Annotated in this window: 19 protein-coding genes; 8 read left to right on the top strand and 11 right to left on the bottom strand. The window is 74.2% G+C overall.

Annotated features, from left to right (window positions below):
* Positions 1 to 198: 198 nt before the first annotated feature.
* The 4 genes from ACA361_RS28865 to ACA361_RS28850 form a co-directional block, all read right to left on the bottom strand.
* Positions 199 to 1332, bottom strand: a complete 1134-nt coding sequence (locus ACA361_RS28865) for a CU044_5270 family protein (protein ID WP_375017036.1) — start codon at positions 1330 to 1332, stop codon at positions 199 to 201.
* Positions 1329 to 1913 carry an RNA polymerase sigma factor gene (locus tag ACA361_RS28860; protein ID WP_375017034.1) on the bottom strand — a complete coding sequence of 195 codons (585 nt, stop codon included), beginning with the start codon at positions 1911 to 1913 and terminating at the stop codon, positions 1329 to 1331. The genes ACA361_RS28865 and ACA361_RS28860 overlap by 4 nt, the downstream gene beginning before the upstream one ends.
* A gap of 91 nt (positions 1914 to 2004) precedes the next feature.
* Positions 2005 to 3216 carry an acetyl-CoA C-acetyltransferase gene (locus ACA361_RS28855; protein ID WP_375017031.1) on the bottom strand — a complete coding sequence of 404 codons (1212 nt, stop codon included), beginning with the start codon at positions 3214 to 3216 and terminating at the stop codon, positions 2005 to 2007.
* Positions 3217 to 3308: 92 nt separating this feature from the next.
* Positions 3309 to 4208, bottom strand: a complete 900-nt coding sequence (locus ACA361_RS28850) for a LysR family transcriptional regulator (RefSeq protein WP_375017028.1) — start codon at positions 4206 to 4208, stop codon at positions 3309 to 3311.
* A 129-nt stretch (positions 4209 to 4337) separates the two neighbouring features.
* On the opposite strand from ACA361_RS28850, the gene ACA361_RS28845 reads away from it, so the two are divergent.
* Positions 4338 to 5858 carry a 3-hydroxyacyl-CoA dehydrogenase gene (locus tag ACA361_RS28845; protein WP_375017026.1) on the top strand — a complete coding sequence of 507 codons (1521 nt, stop codon included), beginning with the start codon at positions 4338 to 4340 and terminating at the stop codon, positions 5856 to 5858.
* 91 nt (positions 5859 to 5949) lie between these two features.
* Complete coding sequence (locus tag ACA361_RS28840) at positions 5950 to 6519, top strand: dihydrofolate reductase family protein (protein WP_375017024.1); 570 nt, start codon at positions 5950 to 5952, stop codon at positions 6517 to 6519.
* On the opposite strand, the gene ACA361_RS28835 is transcribed toward ACA361_RS28840, so the two are convergent.
* Both ACA361_RS28835 and ACA361_RS28830 read right to left on the bottom strand, forming a co-directional pair.
* A complete protein-coding gene (locus ACA361_RS28835) occupies positions 6498 to 6743 on the bottom strand; it encodes a dihydrofolate reductase family protein (RefSeq protein ID WP_375017434.1) in 246 nt (81 codons plus the stop codon). The genes ACA361_RS28840 and ACA361_RS28835 overlap by 22 nt on opposite strands.
* A 37-nt stretch (positions 6744 to 6780) precedes the next feature.
* Entirely contained in the window at positions 6781 to 7542 is a 762-nt protein-coding gene (locus ACA361_RS28830; RefSeq protein ID WP_375017022.1) for a class I SAM-dependent methyltransferase, read from the bottom strand.
* Positions 7543 to 7640: 98 nt separating this feature from the next.
* Between ACA361_RS28830 and ACA361_RS28825 the strand changes: the two genes are divergently transcribed.
* Both ACA361_RS28825 and ACA361_RS28820 read left to right on the top strand, forming a co-directional pair.
* Entirely contained in the window at positions 7641 to 8231 is a 591-nt protein-coding gene (locus ACA361_RS28825) for a TetR/AcrR family transcriptional regulator (RefSeq protein WP_375017020.1), read from the top strand.
* Positions 8232 to 8268: 37 nt separating this feature from the next.
* Positions 8269 to 9411 carry an epoxide hydrolase family protein gene (locus tag ACA361_RS28820; RefSeq protein ID WP_375017018.1) on the top strand — a complete coding sequence of 381 codons (1143 nt, stop codon included), beginning with the start codon at positions 8269 to 8271 and terminating at the stop codon, positions 9409 to 9411.
* Positions 9412 to 9682: 271 nt separating this feature from the next.
* On the opposite strand, the gene ACA361_RS28815 is transcribed toward ACA361_RS28820, so the two are convergent.
* Positions 9683 to 10147, bottom strand: a complete 465-nt coding sequence (locus tag ACA361_RS28815) for an NUDIX domain-containing protein (RefSeq protein WP_375017015.1) — start codon at positions 10145 to 10147, stop codon at positions 9683 to 9685.
* A 19-nt stretch (positions 10148 to 10166) separates the two neighbouring features.
* Here ACA361_RS28815 and ACA361_RS28810 point away from each other — a divergent pair, with 19 nt between their 5' ends.
* Positions 10167 to 10709 carry a hypothetical protein gene (locus tag ACA361_RS28810; RefSeq protein ID WP_375017013.1) on the top strand — a complete coding sequence of 181 codons (543 nt, stop codon included), beginning with the start codon at positions 10167 to 10169 and terminating at the stop codon, positions 10707 to 10709.
* Positions 10710 to 10730: 21 nt separating this feature from the next.
* On the opposite strand, the gene ACA361_RS28805 is transcribed toward ACA361_RS28810, so the two are convergent.
* Together ACA361_RS28805 and ACA361_RS28800 are read right to left on the bottom strand one after the other, a co-directional pair.
* Entirely contained in the window at positions 10731 to 11336 is a 606-nt protein-coding gene (locus ACA361_RS28805; RefSeq protein WP_375017011.1) for a histidine phosphatase family protein, read from the bottom strand.
* On the bottom strand, positions 11333 to 12556 hold the full coding sequence (locus ACA361_RS28800; protein WP_375017009.1) for a PEP/pyruvate-binding domain-containing protein: 1224 nt from the start codon (positions 12554 to 12556) through the stop codon (positions 11333 to 11335). Before ACA361_RS28800 ends, ACA361_RS28805 begins: the two co-directional genes overlap by 4 nt.
* 59 nt (positions 12557 to 12615) lie before the next feature.
* Here ACA361_RS28800 and ACA361_RS28795 point away from each other — a divergent pair, with 59 nt between their 5' ends.
* Entirely contained in the window at positions 12616 to 13011 is a 396-nt protein-coding gene (locus tag ACA361_RS28795) for a DNA-binding protein (RefSeq protein WP_375017006.1), read from the top strand.
* Complete coding sequence (locus tag ACA361_RS28790) at positions 13008 to 13643, top strand: transcriptional regulator (RefSeq protein WP_375017003.1); 636 nt, start codon at positions 13008 to 13010, stop codon at positions 13641 to 13643. The genes ACA361_RS28795 and ACA361_RS28790 overlap by 4 nt, the downstream gene beginning before the upstream one ends.
* An 18-nt stretch (positions 13644 to 13661) precedes the next feature.
* Here ACA361_RS28790 and ACA361_RS28785 read toward each other — a convergent pair whose 3' ends face one another.
* Together ACA361_RS28785 and ACA361_RS28780 are read right to left on the bottom strand one after the other, a co-directional pair.
* Complete coding sequence (locus tag ACA361_RS28785; RefSeq protein ID WP_375017001.1) at positions 13662 to 15041, bottom strand: hypothetical protein; 1380 nt, start codon at positions 15039 to 15041, stop codon at positions 13662 to 13664.
* Positions 15042 to 15145: 104 nt separating this feature from the next.
* Positions 15146 to 15574, bottom strand: coding sequence for a MarR family winged helix-turn-helix transcriptional regulator (locus ACA361_RS28780; RefSeq protein ID WP_375016998.1), 429 nt, complete (start codon positions 15572 to 15574; stop codon positions 15146 to 15148).
* 91 nt (positions 15575 to 15665) lie between these two features.
* On the opposite strand from ACA361_RS28780, the gene ACA361_RS28775 reads away from it, so the two are divergent.
* Complete coding sequence (locus ACA361_RS28775; RefSeq protein ID WP_375016996.1) at positions 15666 to 16745, top strand: NAD(P)/FAD-dependent oxidoreductase; 1080 nt, start codon at positions 15666 to 15668, stop codon at positions 16743 to 16745.
* Positions 16746 to 16906 lie beyond the last annotated feature (161 nt).

The following is a 16906-nucleotide window of genomic DNA, read 5'->3' as shown; positions in this document are numbered from 1 at the left end:
ATAGTCCCGCCCGGCCGAGTTCGCAACGTCAGATCGCTATATATACGCGCCGCGTTACCCAGGGCAAACACCGGCCCACCCACTGGGACCGGCCACAACGGAACCGGCGGGCCGCTGGGAAAGCGACCCGCCGGTCCCGCTCACCGCACGCGCGGAGCGGCCTTGCTCACGACCCGGACGTTCAGGCGTTCGGAACGCTCAGGGCAGGGACGGCGCCTGCGGGGCCTGGTTCGTCCAGCCCGCGCCGAGGTAGAGGGTCGTCCTCTCCTTCCCCTTGCCGGCCTTGCCCGCCTTGCTCGCCACATGCTCCGACAGCACCTGCGAGGTGGCCGGGTCGATGATCAGCCGGGTGCTCGTCACCGAGCCGCCGGCGCCCGGGACGTCGATCGAGAACGCCACGCCCGGCCGGCCGCGCTTGTCCGTGGCCTTCCCCTCCGCCTTGACGATCGGCATCTTGGCCAGCGCCCGGAACGCCGCCGCCCGCACCTTCGGCGGCACCGGCGCCTCGGTCAGCAGGGTCACCAGCTTCCCGGCCGCGAACGCCTCCCGAGCCTGCGCGCCGTCGGCGGCCAGCGGCCTGTCCGCCCCGTCCGACAGCGCCCGCTCGTCCGCCAGGGCGCGCAGCCTCACCGGATCGGCGGGGAGGCTCCGCAGGTCGGCGAACGTCGGCTTCGCGCCCGCGATCGGCACGTGCAGGCTCGCGGGCCCGGACTCCTTGACCAGGCGGCCCCGGCCCGGCTTGGTCTGGACGTACACCGTGGCCTTGTCCACGGTGTCGCCCACCCCGAGGTTCCATCGCGCCGGGGCGCCGTCGAGCCGCCACGCCTTCTCGTCCGCCGGCGTCGCCGGCTTCGCCCCCGCCGTACGGAAACCGGCCCAGCTCGCCCCGTTCCCGGCCAGCCACGTCTCCTGGATACGCGCGTCCAGAACGGTGTACGGGCGCGCCTTCGGACCGACCTCGACCGGGATCAGGTGCATCTCCTTGACCCGCCAGAACTTCCCGGTCGCCGGGGCCGCCTCCGCCTTCTCGGCGGCGGCGAGCAGGACGGTGCGGGCGTCCAGCGGCGCCTCCTGCGCCTGCCCGGGGACCCCGCCGCCCGCGCCGCCGCCACCGGCCATCGTGGTGACGACCAGCGCCGCGGCGGCCGCGGCGCCGACCAGGCCCGCCCCGCCCCAGACCGGCCGCGCGATCCGTACCCGCCTGGCACGCTGCGGGGTCGCCCGCATGGCCCGGCCCAGCTCGGCGGCCCTGGTGGACGGGTCGACCGGCGCGGCCGGGTCCAGTTCGGCGGGGCGGGCCTCCGCCAGCGTCCTCAGCACGTCTCGGCTCACGACATCTCCTCACTGACGATCCCGGCGCGGGGACGAGCGGGCGCCGCGGCGCGCCCGGGGGAATCCTCGACGGCGCGGACGAGCCGCTTGCGGGCCCGGTGCAGCCGTACGCGGAGGGTCGCGGCCGTGCAGCCGACGACCTTGGCGGCCTCGCGGGGCGAGAGCCCCTGCCAGGCGACCAGGATCAGGATCTCCCGGTCGGCCTCCGGGAGCGCGGCCATGGCGCGCAGCACGGCGAGCCGCTCGGCCACCCCCTCGGCGATGTCGCGCTCGGCGGACCGCTCCAGGCCGGCCTCCCAGCCGCGCAGCTCCGCCGCGAACGACGCGCGGCGCGCCTCCTCGCGGTAGCGCTCGCGCAGCACGTTCCGGGCGACGCCGAGCAGCCAGGGCAGCGCCGGATCCGGCATGTCGCCGATCCGCCGCCACGCGACCGTGAACGTCTCGCTCACCACCTCGTCCGCGGCCTGCCGCCCCACGCGGCTGACCGCGTACGCCCACACGCGCTGCCGGCACGCGTCGTAGACCGCGGTGAAGCGCCCGGCGTCCCGGGAGTCCCCGGGTCCCTCGGCCTCATCGGTCATTCGCCCGCACCTCCGTCCGTCCCTTGCCTCTGGTGTGTTGACACCAGGTAGTGGGCCGGGAGGAGCGATCGTTACCGGAGATCGCCGGAATTCAGGAGATCCGCTCGAAGACGGCCGCCAGGCCCTGGCCGCCGCCGATGCACATGGTCTCCAGGCCGTACCGGACCTCGCGGCGGTCCATCTCGCGCGCCAGCGTCGCCAGGATGCGGGCACCGGTCGCGCCGACGGGGTGGCCCAGGGAGATGCCGGAGCCGTTCACGTTGAGGCGGTCGAAGTCGCTCTCCTTGAAGTCCCACTCGCGCAGGACGGCGAGGACCTGGGCGGCGAACGCCTCGTTCAGCTCGATGAGGTCCATGTCGGCCAGGGTGAGCCCGGCGCGCTCCAGCGCCCTGGCGGTCGCGGGGACGGGGCCGATGCCCATCGTGCGGGGCGGCACGCCGGCCTGCGCCCAGGAGACGAGCCGGACGAGCGGGTGCAGCCCCAGCTCGGCGGCGCGCTCGGGGGTCGTGACGACGCAGACGGCGGCGGCGTCGTTCTGGCCGCTGGCGTTGCCGGCGGTGACGGTCGCCTGGTCGTCGGCCTTGCCGAGGACGGGACGCAGCCTGCCGAGGCTCTCGACGGTCGTGTCGGCGCGCGGGTGCTCGTCGGTGTCCACGACGGTGTCGCCCTTCCGGGACCGCACGGTCACCGGGACGATCTCCTCGGCGAACCGGCCGTCGCGCTGGGCGGCCACGGCGCGCTCGTGCGACATGACGGCGAGCCGGTCCTGCTCCTCGCGCGGGATGCCGTACTCGCGGCGCAGGTTCTCGGCCGTCTCCAGCATGCCGCCGGGGACCGGGTGGTTGTGGCCGCCGGCGGTGACCCTCCCCTGGGCGAGCGCGTCGTGCAGCTCCAGCGCCGCGCCGCGGATCCCCCAGCGCGCCTGCGTCGTGTAGAACGGCGCGGTGCTCATGCTCTCGGCGCCGCCCGCGATCACCAGGTCGCTCGCGCCGGTCTGGACCTGCATCGCCGCGTTCAGGACGGCCTGGAGGCCCGAGCCGCAGCGCCGGTCGAGCTGGCTGCCGCCGACCTCGATCGGCAGCCCGGCGTCCAGCGCGGCCACCCGGCCGATGGCGGGGGCGTCGGAGTTGGGGTTGCACTGGCCGAGGATCACCTCGTCGACCGCGCTCCCCGGCAGGCCGGTGCGCTCCACCAGCGCCCGGATGACGGTGGCCGCCAGCTCGGCCGGCGGCACCGTCTTGAACGCCCCGCCGAACCGCCCGATCGGGGTCCGTACCGGCTCGCAGATCACCGCTTCGCGCATCTCTCGCTCCTCAAGCTCAGCTCTCCGTCGAGGATAGGCGGCCCCGACCGATCTCGACTCAGACCGGATCGGGCATGCGGTAAGACGCGCACCTAATCAATGACAGGAGTGGGAAGCACCTCTTCGGCGACGGCGAGCACCGAGCGCAGCGCCGCCGACGGGTTGTCGGCGCGCCAGGCGAGCGCCAGCTCCAGCACGTGCGGGTCGCCCGCCAGCGGCCGGTAGACCATGCCGGGGATGCGGATGTGCTGGACCGACGAGACCGTCAGCGTGACCCCGACCCCGGCCCCGACCAGCGCCAGAATCGTGTACGAGTCGGGTGCCTCCTGGACGATCAGCGGCTGGAACCCGGCCGCCGCGCACGCGCGGACCAGCGCGTCCCGCACCGCCGAGCCGCGCGTTCCCGGGAACGTCACGAACGGCTCCCCGGCCAGGTCGGGCAGCCTGATCTCGTGGTGCCGGGCCAGCGGATGCTCGGCGGGCAGCGCGGCGACGAGGAACTCCCGCTCGATCAGCCGCACCGCGACCCCCTCGCGGCGCACCGGCAGGCGGACGAAGCCCAGGTCGTCCTCGCCGCCGGCGACCCTGGCCAGCGCCTCCCCGGAGTACGTCTGGCCGCGCAGCACCAGCTCGATGCCGGGATGGCGGGCCCGCACGGCCTTGGTGAGCACGGGCAGCGTCTCGTGGCTGCTGGCGCCGGCGAACCCGACGCCCACCCGGCCGACCTCGCCGCGCCCGCCGGCCTGCGCGGCCCGCCGGGCGACGTCCAGGTCGGCGAGCACCTTCCGGGCCGGTTCCAGGAACGCCTGCCCGGCCGAGGTGAGCCGTACCGAACGGGTGCTGCGCTCGAAGAGCCGCACGCCCAGCTCGCTCTCCAGCTGGCGGATCTGCTGGCTGAGCGGCGGCTGGGCGATGTGCAGCCGCGCGGCGGCCCGGCCGAAGTGCAGCTCCTCGGCCACGGCCACGAACCCGGCGAGATGGCGGAACTCCATGGCGTCGATTATGACGTCACACATCTGAATCTAATAAGGACTCTGTATCGAGTCCTCTTGAAAGCCGCACCTCGAATGGGATTCCATCGTGGGAACGCGTTGAGGGGGAGAAGGAGGAGGAGGCGGCGCATGGAGCGGTGGACGGCCGAGGGCCCCGGCACGGTACGGGTGATCGGCACCGGCGTGATGGGGCGCGGGATCGCGCAGCTCGCGGCGGCCGGCGGGCTGGCCGTCGAGCTGGCCGACATGCGCGCCGAGGCCGTGGCGAGCGCCGCCGACCACATCGCGGCGATGTTCGGCAAGCTCGTCGCCAAGGGGCGGATGACCGAGGAGGCCGCTCAGGCCGCCACGGCGCGGCTGCGCCCGATCGGCGACCCGCTCGCGCCCGCCGCCGGCTGCGACCTCGTCGTCGAGGCCGTGCGGGAGGACCTGGAGACCAAGCGCGAGCTGTTCGCGGCGCTGGAGAAGGTCTGCGGCGAGCGGACCGTGCTGGCCACCAACACCAGCTCCCTGTCGGTCACCGCGATCGGATCCGCGCTCGCCGACCCGGGCCGGCTGGCGGGGCTGCACTTCTTCAACCCGGTGCCGCTGATGCGCCTGGTCGAGGTCGTCCCCGGCGCCCGCACGGAAGGCTGGATCCCCGGCGCACTGGCCGGTCTCGTCCGGCGGCTGGGCCACGAGCCCGTGCTCGCCCCGGACGCCCCCGGCTTCCTGGTCAACCACGCCGGCCGCGGCCTGGTCACCGAGGCGGTCCAGATCCTCGCCGAGTCGGCCGCCGAGCCCGCGGACGTCGACCGCGTCGCCCGCGAGGCGCTCGGGCTGAGGATGGGGCCGTTCGAGCTGCTCGACCTCACCGGCCTGGACGTCTCGCACGCGGTGATGGAGAGCATCTGGAACGGCTTCTACGGCGACCCCCGGCTGCGTCCCGGACACCTCACGCGTACGCGCGTGGAGGCGGGGCTGTTCGGCCGCAAGACGGGCGAGGGCTTCTACACGTACGTGGACGGCGCCAAGCAGGAGCCCGCCGAGCCGCCCGTTCCGCCGGTGCCTCCCCGTCCCGTGTGGGTCCACGATTCCGATGCGCTGCGGAGACTGCTCCCGGATGTGGAGACCGGTGCCCGCCCCACCGCGGACGCGATCGTGCTCGTCACCCCGTACGGGCAGAGCGCCCTCGGCTGCGCCCAGGCGAACGGCCTCCCCGTGGAGCGCACCCTCGGCGTGGACCCGCTGGGAGATTTCGAGGGCCGCCTCACCCTGTCGGTGCATCCGGGCGTGGACCCGTCCGCCGGGCAGGCCGCGCTCGCGGTCCTCGCCGCCACCGGACGGCCCGTCACGGTCGTCCGGGACGCGCCCGCTCCCGTGGCGCAGCGGCTCCTGGCCTCGGTCGTCAACGTCGCCTCCGCGATAGCGGAACAGCGGCTCGCCCGCCCTCAGGACATCAACACGGCCGTACGCCTCGGCCTGGGGTACCCGTACGGCCCGCTGGAATGGGGCGATCGCGTCGGGGCCGCCACCATCCTCCGCATCCTCCGCGGCATGCACGACGCCACCGGAGACCCGCGCTACCGCCCGAGCCTCTGGCTGACCGAACGCGCCGCCCTGGGACTTCCCCTCTCCGAGACCGGCACCGCTCCGGGCGACCTCCGCTGAACGGGCCGGCCGCCAGGCCGCGATGATTTCCGGCCGTCCGGGCGGTCTGCCTCCCTGACCACCTGACGACCCTGACGACCGGAGGAGCACCATGGGCAGGCTCGTCTACTCGATGAACACGTCGATCGACGGCTACATCGAGGACCGCCACGGAAGCATCGCGTTCTCGGAGCCCGACGAGGAGGTCCACCGCGTCGCGAACGAGCAGGCCCGCGACACCGCCGCGTTCCTCTTCGGCCGCCGCCTCTACGAGATGATGGAGGAGCCCTGGCGGACGGTCGCCGCGAACCCGGACGCCTCCGACGTGGAGGCCGAGTTCGCCCGCGCCTACCTGGACACGCCCCGGTACGTCTTCTCCGACACGCTCCGCGACGTCCCCGAAGGCGTCACCCTCGTCCGCCGCGGGGACGCGGTGGCCGAGGCGGCGCGCCTCAAGAAGGAGATCGACGGCACGCTCGACGTCGGCGGCCCGGAGCTGGCCGCGTCCCTGGCCGATCTGATCGACGAGTTCCGGATGTTCGTGATGCCCGTGGTGGTCGGCGGCGGCAAGCCGTACCTGCCGCTCGACACCGAACTCCGGCTCCGCCTGGCCGAGCACCGCGTCTTCGCCTCGGGGATCGCGTTCTTCCGCTACGTCCGTCAGGAGCGCACCGGCTCGTAGTGCAGGGCGAGGATCCCGCAGTCGAACGTCCGGGACGAGGCCAGGCGGAACCGGTGCTTCGCCCCGGTGCTCGGGAACACCGGGATGCCGGCGCCGATCGCCGCCGGATCGACGAACAGATGCAGCTCGTCCAGCAGCTCCTCGGCGATCAGCGCCCGCACCAGCGTGCTCCCTCCGTACGTGATGAGGTCCCCGCCCGGCCCGCCCTCTCGATGTGCCTTCAGCTTGGCGGACCCCCCTTACGGACGGCTTGCGGCTCGCCTACGGCGCCTTGAGCGCGGCCGTAGCCGCGAACGTCGTGTACGGCATGGTGAACGCGCCGCCCACCCTGTCGATCGCGGCGCCGACCTCCTCCAGGACCTCCGCCAGGCCGTCCGGCGGGAGGCCCGTCACGGCGCCGTGCGTGGGCAGCTGGTCGAGCCACTCGTCCCGGGTGAAGGACCTCGTCCAGTCGTAGCGCCACCGCTCCGGCTCGCCGAAGCCGCCCGCGGCCCGGATCCCGTCGGCGGCCTTCGTGTAGAACGCCTGGTAGAGGTCCACGACCCGGGCGTCCGGCCGGACGTCGATCGGCGAGTCGGGCGCCACCCGGCGCAGGGCCGTCCAGAACGCCTCGCCCACCTCGGCCGGGGGCTGGAACGCGTGGCCGAAGACCGCGAGCCGGCCGCCGGGGCGCAGCACCCGCGCCGCCTTGGCCGCGCCCGCGACCGGGTCCACCCAGTGCCACGCCGTCCCGGCGACGACCGCGTCGAACCGGCGGCCGGCGGGGTCCCAGTCCTCGAACGTCGCCACCTCGGCCGGGACGCCGGCGCGGCGCGCGAACTCCGCCATCCGCGCGTCCGGGTCGACGCCGAGCACGGTGCAGCCGGCCGCCTGGAACTGCCGGGCCGCGATGCCGGTGCCGGTGCCGACGTCGAGGACGTCCGGGCCGGGGCTGGCGGCGACGATCCGTTCCACCAGGGCTTCGGGGTAGGGGAGGCGGGTCCGGTCGTAGCGTTCGGCGTCCGCCCCGAACGATTCCGCCATCCGCCGCGCGCGATGGGGTTCCGGCTGCTCTCTCGCTATAATGGGCATGCGCCCACCTTAGTGGGCGCTCGCCCACTTTGGAAGGGACGGGACGCACGTTGCCCACGGGAGTGCACCTCCGGGACGTACGCGAGCAGCTCTTCGACGCCGCCGACCGCGTCCTGCTCCGGGACGGCCCCAGCGGCCTGACCAGCCGCGCGGTCACGGCGGAGGCGGGCTGCGCCAAGGGCGTCCTGCACCGCCACTTCGCCGACTTCGACGCCTTCCTCGCCGAGCTCGTCCTCGACCGGGTGAACCGGATGGACGCCCAGGCCGCCGCCCTCCGCGACGCCGCCGGGACCGGCCCGGTCGCCGGCAACCTCACCGGTGCGCTGACCGCCCTCTTCGGCTCGGTCGCCGTGGCGATCGTCGCCCTCGTCACCTTCCGGGACGAGCTGCGCGCCCGCCTCCGCGAGACCTGGCCGGCGGGCGTCCCGGTGCTCACCGAGGCCGCGATCATGATCGCCGGCTACCTCGCCGCCGAGCGCGACCTGGGCCGGCTCGCGCCCGACGCCGAGGTCGACGCCCTCGCCCCGACGCTGATCGGGACGGCCCATCTCCTGTTCGCCGACCGCACCGGCCCCGCACCCGACCCCGAGGCCGTCCGCAAGGCGGTGATGAACGTCATCGGCCCAGCCCTGCCGGGTTAGGACCGGTCCTGACCTAAGAGGTTCCTAGCGTGGTGCCATGACGTCCACGGAGATCAGCCCGTTCCGCATCGACATCCCGCAGCCCGCGCTCGACGACCTGCGCGACCGGCTCGCCCGCACCCGCTGGCCCGACGAGCTGCCCGGTGTCGGCTGGTCGTACGGCATCCCGGTCGCGTACGTGCGGCGGCTGGCCGAGTACTGGCGCGACGGCTACGACTGGCGGGAGCACGAGGCCGCGCTCAACGCGTACCCGCAGTTCACTACCGAGATCGACGGCCAGAACGTCCACTTCCTGCACGTGCGGTCGCCCGAGCCCGGCGCGCTGCCGCTGATCGTCACCCATGGCTGGCCCGGCTCGGTCGTCGAGTTCATGAAGATCATCGGCCCGCTCACCGACCCGCGCGCCCACGGCGGCGACCCCGCCGACGCCTTCCACGTCGTGGCGCCGTCCATCCCCGGCTTCGGCTTCTCCGGCCCCACCCGCGACACCGGCTGGGACCCGCACCGGGTCGCCCGCGCGTGGGCCGAGCTGATGAGCCGCCTCGGCTACGAGCGCTACGGCGCCCAGGGCGGCGACACCGGCGCGGTCGTCTCCCCCGAACTCGGCCGCGTCGCCCCCGGCCGCGTCGCCGGCGTGCACGTCAACGGCGCGCTCGGCTTCCCGACGTTCGACCCCGCCGAGGCCGAGGGCCTCACCGAGAGCGAGCTGGCCCGCCTGCGGACCTACGCCGACACCGACGGCTCCGGCTACGCGGTCATCCAGTCCACCCGGCCGCAGACCGTCGCGTTCGGCCTCCACGACTCCCCCGCCGCCCAGCTGGCCTGGATCGCCGAGAAGTTCAGGGAGTGGACCGACCCCGCGCACGACCTGCCCGAGGACGCGGTCGACCGCGACCAGCTGCTCACCGACGTGACGCTGTACTGGCTGACCGGCACCGCCGCCTCGTCCGCCCGCCTCTACAAGGAAGGCGCGGCGCGGTGGGGGAGGCCGGTCGAGCGCTCCGGGATCCCGCACGGCGTCGCCGTCTTCCCCGGCGACGGCGGGATCCGGCGGATCGCCGAGCGCGAGCACCACGTGATCCACTGGTCGGAGTTCGACCGCGGCGGCCACTTCGCCGCCATGGAGGCGCCGGACCTGCTGGTCGGCGACGTCCGGGCGTTCTTCCGCAAGGTCCGCTGACCGGCCGCGCTAGCCGGTGAAGACGGCGACCCGGCCGTCCACGTTCACCACATGGCCGGCCCCGAGCGCGGCGACCGCCCGCGCCCAGTGGACATGGCCGCACAGGGTCAGCGCGGGCGGCCGCCGCTCGATCCGCTCCCGGATCGCGGGATTCCCCGGCTGGCCGGCGTTTCCCGCCGCTCATGCAAGACCAGCACTCCGTCGTCGTGTGCACCGCGTCCACGTGGAGGGTCCCCATGTGGCTCCCGTGGAGCGGGGGCGCCGGACGCGTTCAGGTGGCCCACAGGGGGTCTATGCGGTGCAGCCAGGTGTCCTGGCGGTCGGCCAGGGGGTGGGCGAGGGGGAGGGGGACGAAGCGGCAGGCGAAGGTGAGGCCGGAGTCGCCGTCTTCGCCGGAGACGGTGTGGTGCCACGCGTCGGGCGTGGAGGCGGGGGCGCGGAGGTGGAAGTAGGTGGTCCTGCGGGGCTGCCCGGTGTCGGGGTGCGGCTTGTTCTCGACGGCGAGCCGGCCGGCCAGGACCGCGGTGCGCAGGCCGGTCTCCTCGGCGACCTCGCGGAGGACGGCCTGCTCCAGGGTCTCGTCCGGGCGGGCGCCGCCGGCGGGGATCTGGGTGCCGGCCTCGGGCAGGCCGGCGTGGTCGAAGACGAGGAGCTCGGGGACGGCCCGCCGCCTGACGACGTACGCGGCGACGCGGATCCTGGGACGGCCGGGCGTGATGGAATCGATCTCGATCACCTGGTGGAAGGAGTTGGGGATGACGTTCCGGCGGCATATGGAACGGGAGGTCCTGCGGGCACTGGCGGAGTTCCCGGACGACGGCGGGATCTACGTCGTGACGTTCCGTATCGACAGTGTGGACCAGGATCCCCGGTTCCCGTACCTGGCGGTCGGCTACAACACCGAGGCCGAGGTGGCGCGCCAGATCGAGGTGGTGGGCGCGGCCGAGGCGTGGGAGGTGCGGTGGAGTTACGCCTACTTCCCGCCGTCCGGGCTGGAGGGCGTCCGCAGCGCCGGGAACGACCCGGAGGGGGCCGCGCTGTTCCGCCGGGAGGCGGAGGAGCAGGGGTTCTGGGACGACGAGGAACGGCTCGACGAGCGCTTCCGCGAGTCGTGCGTCGATCTGGCACGGTGGCTGCACGCGGAGGGGCACCTGGTCAAGGCGCTCGGGCGGCCGCTGCCGATCGTCCTGTACGACATGTTCGACCCGGACGCGATGTTCGCGATGACCAGGGACGCCAACCCGGCCGAGCTGGTCGAGGAGTTCCTGGCGGAGGATCCCGAGGGGGAGGACTCCTAGGACGCGGGGCGCGGCGCCGCCTCATGGCCTCGTGCCGTCGGGGAACCCCGTCCAGCGCAGGTCGGCCGGCAGGTGGCTCATGTCGTTGAACATCACGAGCGTCGGCGGCAGGCCGGGGCGGTGGTCGATGACCGTGAGCGCGGCGCTGGAGCTGTTCAGGCCGAGCCACCGGGACGGCGGCGCGTCCAGGGCGTGCCGCACCAGCCACGCGATCGGGTAGGCGTGCGTCACCAGGACCTCGTGGGTGTCGCGCCCGGCTCCGGACGTGTCGGGGAGCCTCCCGAACCGGGCGACCAGGGCTTCGGCGAGCCGGTGTCCCGCGGCGGCCTCGGCGCCGTCGTAGCCGTCGAAGAAGCCGGCCCAGGACGGTGGTGTCTCGTCCGCCCGGGGGACGTAGGGCACGTGGTCCACGAGTTCGGCGGCCTCGGTGACGGGCGCGTCCGGCAGGTGGCGGGCGATCTCGTGCGCGCAGGCCGCGGCGCGCGGTAGCGGGGAGTGCCACACGGCGTCGATCGGCAGGGCGGCGAGCCGTTCGCCCAGCAGGGCCGACTGCCGGCGGCCGGTCTCGGTGAGGTTCCCGAACGCGTCGGCCGCGCCGTGGCGCGCCAGATAGAGGTGCCGCGTCATGCGCCGGCCGCCGTGACGGTGCCGGTGGCGCCGTCGATGACGACGGTGCCGCCGTCGTGGAGCCTGCTCGTCGCGCCGGGAATCCCGAGGACGGCGGGGATGCCGTTCTCGCGGGCGACGATCGCGGCGTGGGAGAGCGCGCCGCCGGTCTCGGTGACGACGCCGGCCGCGATGCGCAGCAGCGGAGTCCACGCGGGGTCGGTGAACGGGCAGACGATGATGTCGCCGGGGCGGGCGCGCGTGAAGTCGCGGGGGCCGCGGATGATCCTCGCGGTGCCGGTCGCGGTCCCGTGGCCGCCGGGCGTTCCGGTCAGCGTGGGCGTCGCGGCCGGTTCGGGCAGGGCGGGTGACGGCCACTCCGGGAGTGCGGCGGTGACCGGCCGGGCTTGCAGGATCCAGGTGTCCCCATCGGCGATGGCCCACTCGACGTCCTGCGGTCCGCCGCGTCCGGCGGCCATCTCCCGGCCCAGCCCGGCGAGCCGCCGGGCTGTCGCGTCGTCGATCGCGGGACGGTCGCGGGCACCGGCCGGCACGTCGGAGGCGACCAGCCGCCCGCCGCGCCGGTCGAGGCGGGTCCGCTTGTGCGCGACCGCGCGGGCGACCGTCCCGTCCGCGGCGACGCGGTAGGCGTCGGGGGTGACCGTGCCGCCGACGACGCTGGGGCCGAGCCCCCAGGACGCCTCGATGCGGGTCGCGCCGTCCGGGTGGTCGGGGGTGAACATGACCCCGGACACCTCGGCGTCCAGATGGCGCTGCACGAGGACGGCCATGGCGAGATCGTCGAAGGCCCGGCCGGAGGCGCTCCGGTAGTCGACGGCGCGCGCGGTGAACAGCGAGGCCCAGCAGGCGCGTACGGCGCCCGCGACCGCGTCGGCCCCGCGCACGGCGAGGAAGCTGTCGTGCTGGCCGGCCGCCGACGCCCGGCCGGTGTCCTCGTGCGCGGCGGACGATCTCACCGCGACGGGCGGATCACCGAGCTCGGCGAGCGCGCGCCCGAGCGCACGGGTCAGGGCGGTGCCAAGGGGGCGGGCCTCGATCGCCCGCCGTACGGCGTCGGACCGGTCCGGCTCGACGTCCAGATCGCGGACGGCGGCGCGGTAGGCGGCGAACGGCACGACGAAACCGTCGGGAACCGGCAGCCCGGCGCGGAGCAGAGCGCCGAGCGCGCCGGCCTTGCCGCCGCACGTGGCGGCGCCGGCCGCGGCGAGGGGCACGATCACAGCTGCCTCACTCTCAACGAAATGTTGACAACATTTCGTTGATTGTGGACCATGAACGCATGCCACGCAAGCACGACACCACTCCCGCCGGGAGCGCGGACCACACCCAGGCAGGCCGTGAGCGCGACGCGAGCGCGCACCTCCTGCGACTGGGCGCGGACGCGCTCGACCCCCGACCCTGGCGCCCCGCACCGGCCCCGCCGTCGGCGGTCGACCTCGTCCAGTTCGCCGTCTGGCGCAACGCCGACCTCGGCCCGGCCGACGTCCTGAGCGCGCTCGCCCTGATCCCCGCCGCGCGCGCCGAGGTCGACGGGCTGGAGTCGGCCCTGCTGTTCACCGCTCGCAGTGCCGGAGCGACGTGGGCGCAGATCGCGGACGCGATGGGGTTCAACTCCCCCCAGGCGTGCCAGCAGCACTTCACCCGCTTGACGGCCCGCCAGGAAGGCGACTCGTGACCTGTGACTCCCCGCCCGCCCTGCTGGTCCTGCACGCGGTGCGCATCGTCGGGTTCGCGGACACCCCGGTGATCGCCCGGCGGTTCGGGCTCGACCCGGCCCGGACCGCGGACCTGCTGCGCGACGCCGAGGCGCGCGGCTGGGTCGGGCACACCGCCTTCGCCGGCACCGCCGGCTGGTCGCTGACCGAACCGGGCCGCGCCGAGAACGAGCGCCTGCTCGCGGCCGAACTCGCACGCGTCGGCGGCGCCGGCGAGGTCCGGGACGTCTACCGCCGGTTCCTCCCGCTGAACGCCCTCCTGCTGGCCGCCTGCACCGACTGGCAGATCCGGCCCACCGCCGGGGACCGGCTCGCCGTCAACGACCACAGCGACCCCGCCTGGGACGACGGCGTCCTGCACGAGCTCGACGGCGTCTCCCGCGCGCTCGCGCCGCTGGCCGGCCGGCTCGGGAACGTCCTGGCGCGGTTCCGCGGCTACGACGTCCGGTTCGCCGCGGCCCTGGCGCGCGCCCGGGCCGGGGAGGACGCGTACGTGGACCGCACCGACGTCGACTCCTGCCATCGCGTCTGGTTCGAGCTCCACGAGGACCTGCTCGCCACGCTCGGCCTCGACCGGAGCGCGCACCCCTGACGCCCGGCGCGGGCACCTCTAGCGGCGCGGGACGTACAGCCGGATGTCGTCCACGTCCGCGGAGCCCTCGTAGTAGTTCAGGTGCGGGTCACCGATGATGAACGAGTCGGGGTACGCCGACCCCTTCGGCCAGGTGTGCGCGGTCGTGTACGTCCCGGCCGGGCCGGTGTGGGTGAGGCTGCGGTCGAAGCGGCCGTCGTACTCGCCGGGCGTCTGGTTGTAGTGCCAGATCGGGCGGCCGTCCTCCACGAACCTGTGGTGGACGCGCAGCGTGGTCTGCCCGCTGTGCAGGAACGGGCCGCTCATCTCCAGGGTGTAGCCGGACCGGTCGCGTTCCACGGCGAAGCGGTAGGACGCCCCGGGCATCAGCTCGGGGCGGATCTCCGCGCTGGTGAGGTGGCCGCGGAACCGGCCGCCCGGCCCGTACGGCTCGTCCATGGAGACGTTCCCGCACCGGGTCTTGATGTAGTACTCGTTGCTGATGTTGTTGTTCGCGGCCTCGCGGAACCGGTCGCCGCGGACGAACAGCGCGTTGACACCGTTGAACGTGCCGTCGAAGGTGCGGCGGATGCGGCCGGTCGCGGGGTCGCAGGTCCCGGCGTCCTTCCAGCGTTCGTCGTCGCTGTAGTAGCCGTCCATGATGACCTTGCGCCGGTAGTGGATGCCGGGGTTGCCGTGCGGCGCGGGGTTCGCGTAGTCGAGGATCGTCATGTAGTAGAACCCGTTCTCGCGCGTGACGTCCGGGTACGCGCAGCGCGTCCGGCCGGGCAGCGCGCCCTGGAACGTCCAGGGGAAGCGGGTCTTGCAGGGCTCGCGGGTGTAGCCGTTGTGCTTGCCGTCGTAGTCGAACGTGCCGTGCCGCTTCCCGCCGAAGTCGATGCCGCGGAGCGTCATCTCGACGCGGTAGCGCCGCGGGAGCGGGCGGGTGGGGCGGATCAGGACGCCGGCGTCCCAGCTGGGCTCGGAGATCCGCGCGACCTTCTGGCCGTCCGGGAGGCGGGCGGTGTGCAGGCCGGGCCGGGAGTCGGGGCGGCCGTCGCGGTCCTTGTCGACGGCGGCGACCTCGGCGGTCAGCCAGCCCTTGCCGCCGAACGCGACGCGCTTGCGGAACACGTTCAGCGAGTCGAGCCGCTCCTTGAACTCCGGGCCGCTGATCTTCGTCCATGCCTCCCCGTCGTCGTCGAACGCGTCGACGTGCCACGGGCTGCGCCGGCCGTGGGGGTCCAGGCGCCACTTCGCGCCGTCCACGCGCAGCGGGCGGTCGAAGCCCTCGTGCGCGACGAGCCTCCAGCGGTCGGCGGGAGCGGGTGACCCGGCGGTCCCGGCGGTCGCCGGCCAGGTCGAGACGGCGGCGGCGCCTCCCGCCACCGCCACGATCACCTTGCGGTACGTCCTCATCGCGCGCCTCCCCCGGCCAGCACGGCTCCTGCCGCCGGACGTTACGGCGAGCGGGGCGGCGGGGCGGCGTGCGGCGCGGGGGCTTGCCCGTTCCTTGGCCGTACCTAGGCCGGGGCGATCTCCCCGGACGCGAGGGCGGCCAGCAGGGGCGCGATCCGTTCGCGGTCGCCGGGCGGGAGGGCGTCGCCGAGGGCGTCGAGGCGGTCGCTGACCCGTTCGTGGGCTTCGAGGCCGAGGCGCTCGCCCTTGTCGGTGAGGGACACCTGGTACGCGCGGCGGTCGCACGTCTCGCGCGTGCGGGTGACGAGTCCCTGGCGTTCGACGCGGTCGACCAGGCCGGTGAGGCCGGAGCGGCCCAGGCCGAGGATCTCGCTCAGCCCGGTCATCCCCTGCGGGCCCTGGCTGAGGACGCACAGCAGTTCGATCTGCTGCCGGGTGAGGCCGTAGTCGCGGGCGACCTCGGTGAAGACCCGCTCCACCAGGTGCGCCATCTGCACCAGCGCGGTGGACAGCCTGTACTCGCTCCCGGTCATGGAACCGATTCTAGCTTGACAGTACTTCAGGTCGCGAACTAATTTACTTCGCGTCACGCATGATTCAGGTTGCGAACTAAAGGGGTCCGACATGACCGGCACAGTGGTGATCGTTGGCGGCGGCTACGGCGGCGTCGCCGTCGCGAAGGAACTGGACGAGGTGGCGGACGTCGTCCTCGTCGAGCCCAGGGACGCGTTCGTGCACAACGCGGCCGCGCTGCGCGGGCTCGTCGACCCGCAGTGGACGGACCGCCTGTTCTTCCCGTACGAGAAGCTCCTCGCCCGCGGCCGCGTGGTCCGCGACCGGGCGGCGAGCGTGGACGGCACCACCGTCACGCTGGGATCCGGCGAGCGGATCGAGGCGGACTACGTGGTGCTGGCGACGGGCTCGGGCTACCCGTTCCCGGCGAAGTTCGAGATCGAGGACAGCACCGCGGCCAAGGCGGCCGTCCGCGCGGCGCACGGCGAGCTGGCCGGCGCCGGCCGGGTGCTGCTGCTCGGCGCCGGGCCGGTCGGCCTCGAACTCGCCGGCGAGATCAAGCACGCCTGGCCGGACAAGGCGGTGACGCTGGTCGACCCGGCGGGCGAGCTGATGGGCGCGTTCCCCGACGAGTTCCGGGACGAGCTGCGCCGCCAGCTCGCCGCGCTCGGCATCGAGGTGCTGCTCGGCACCGGGCTCGCGGGCGACCCGCCGTCCCGCCCCGGCACCGCGGAGGCGTTCACCGTCACCACGGCGGACGGCGCGGAGATCTCCGCCGACCTCTGGTTCCGCTGCTTCGGCGTCGCGCCGCAGACCGGCTACCTGAACGGCGAGCTGGCCGAGGCCCGCCGCGGGGACGGCTTCGTCGAGGTGACCCCCGAGCTGCGGGTGGCGGGCCAGGAGCGCGTCTTCGCCCTCGGCGACATCACCGCGGTCCCCGAGGCCAAGACCGCGGCGAACGCGGGCCGGCACGCCGAGGTGGTCGCGGCGAACGTCCGCGCCCTCCTCCGCGGCGCCCCGGCGGACGGCACGTACGCCCCCGCCGGCCCGATGATCGCCATGCCGCTCGGCCCGGAGGCCGGCCTGTCGTACACGCCCGAGATGGGCGTCCTCGACGCCGAGACGACCGCGCAGATCAAGGGCCGCGACATGATGATCGAGGAGTACCTCAAGACCTTCAACCTGGTCTGAACCCCCCAGAACGGAGCCGGCTCACACCTGACCGAGGTCGATCTCCGCCGGGAAGGGGGCGACGACCTTCAGGACCCCGGTGAACACCTCTCCGTCGCGGTAGGTCTGCGTGGCAGGTTCTCCCTGGGGCACGAAAGGGGGCCGGGCGGGGTGGGCCGCCC

Source organism: Actinomadura sp. 21ATH (assembly GCF_041951345.1).
Taxonomy (GTDB): domain Bacteria; phylum Actinomycetota; class Actinomycetes; order Streptosporangiales; family Streptosporangiaceae; genus Spirillospora.
This window is presented reverse-complemented; position numbering and strand designations above follow the sequence as displayed.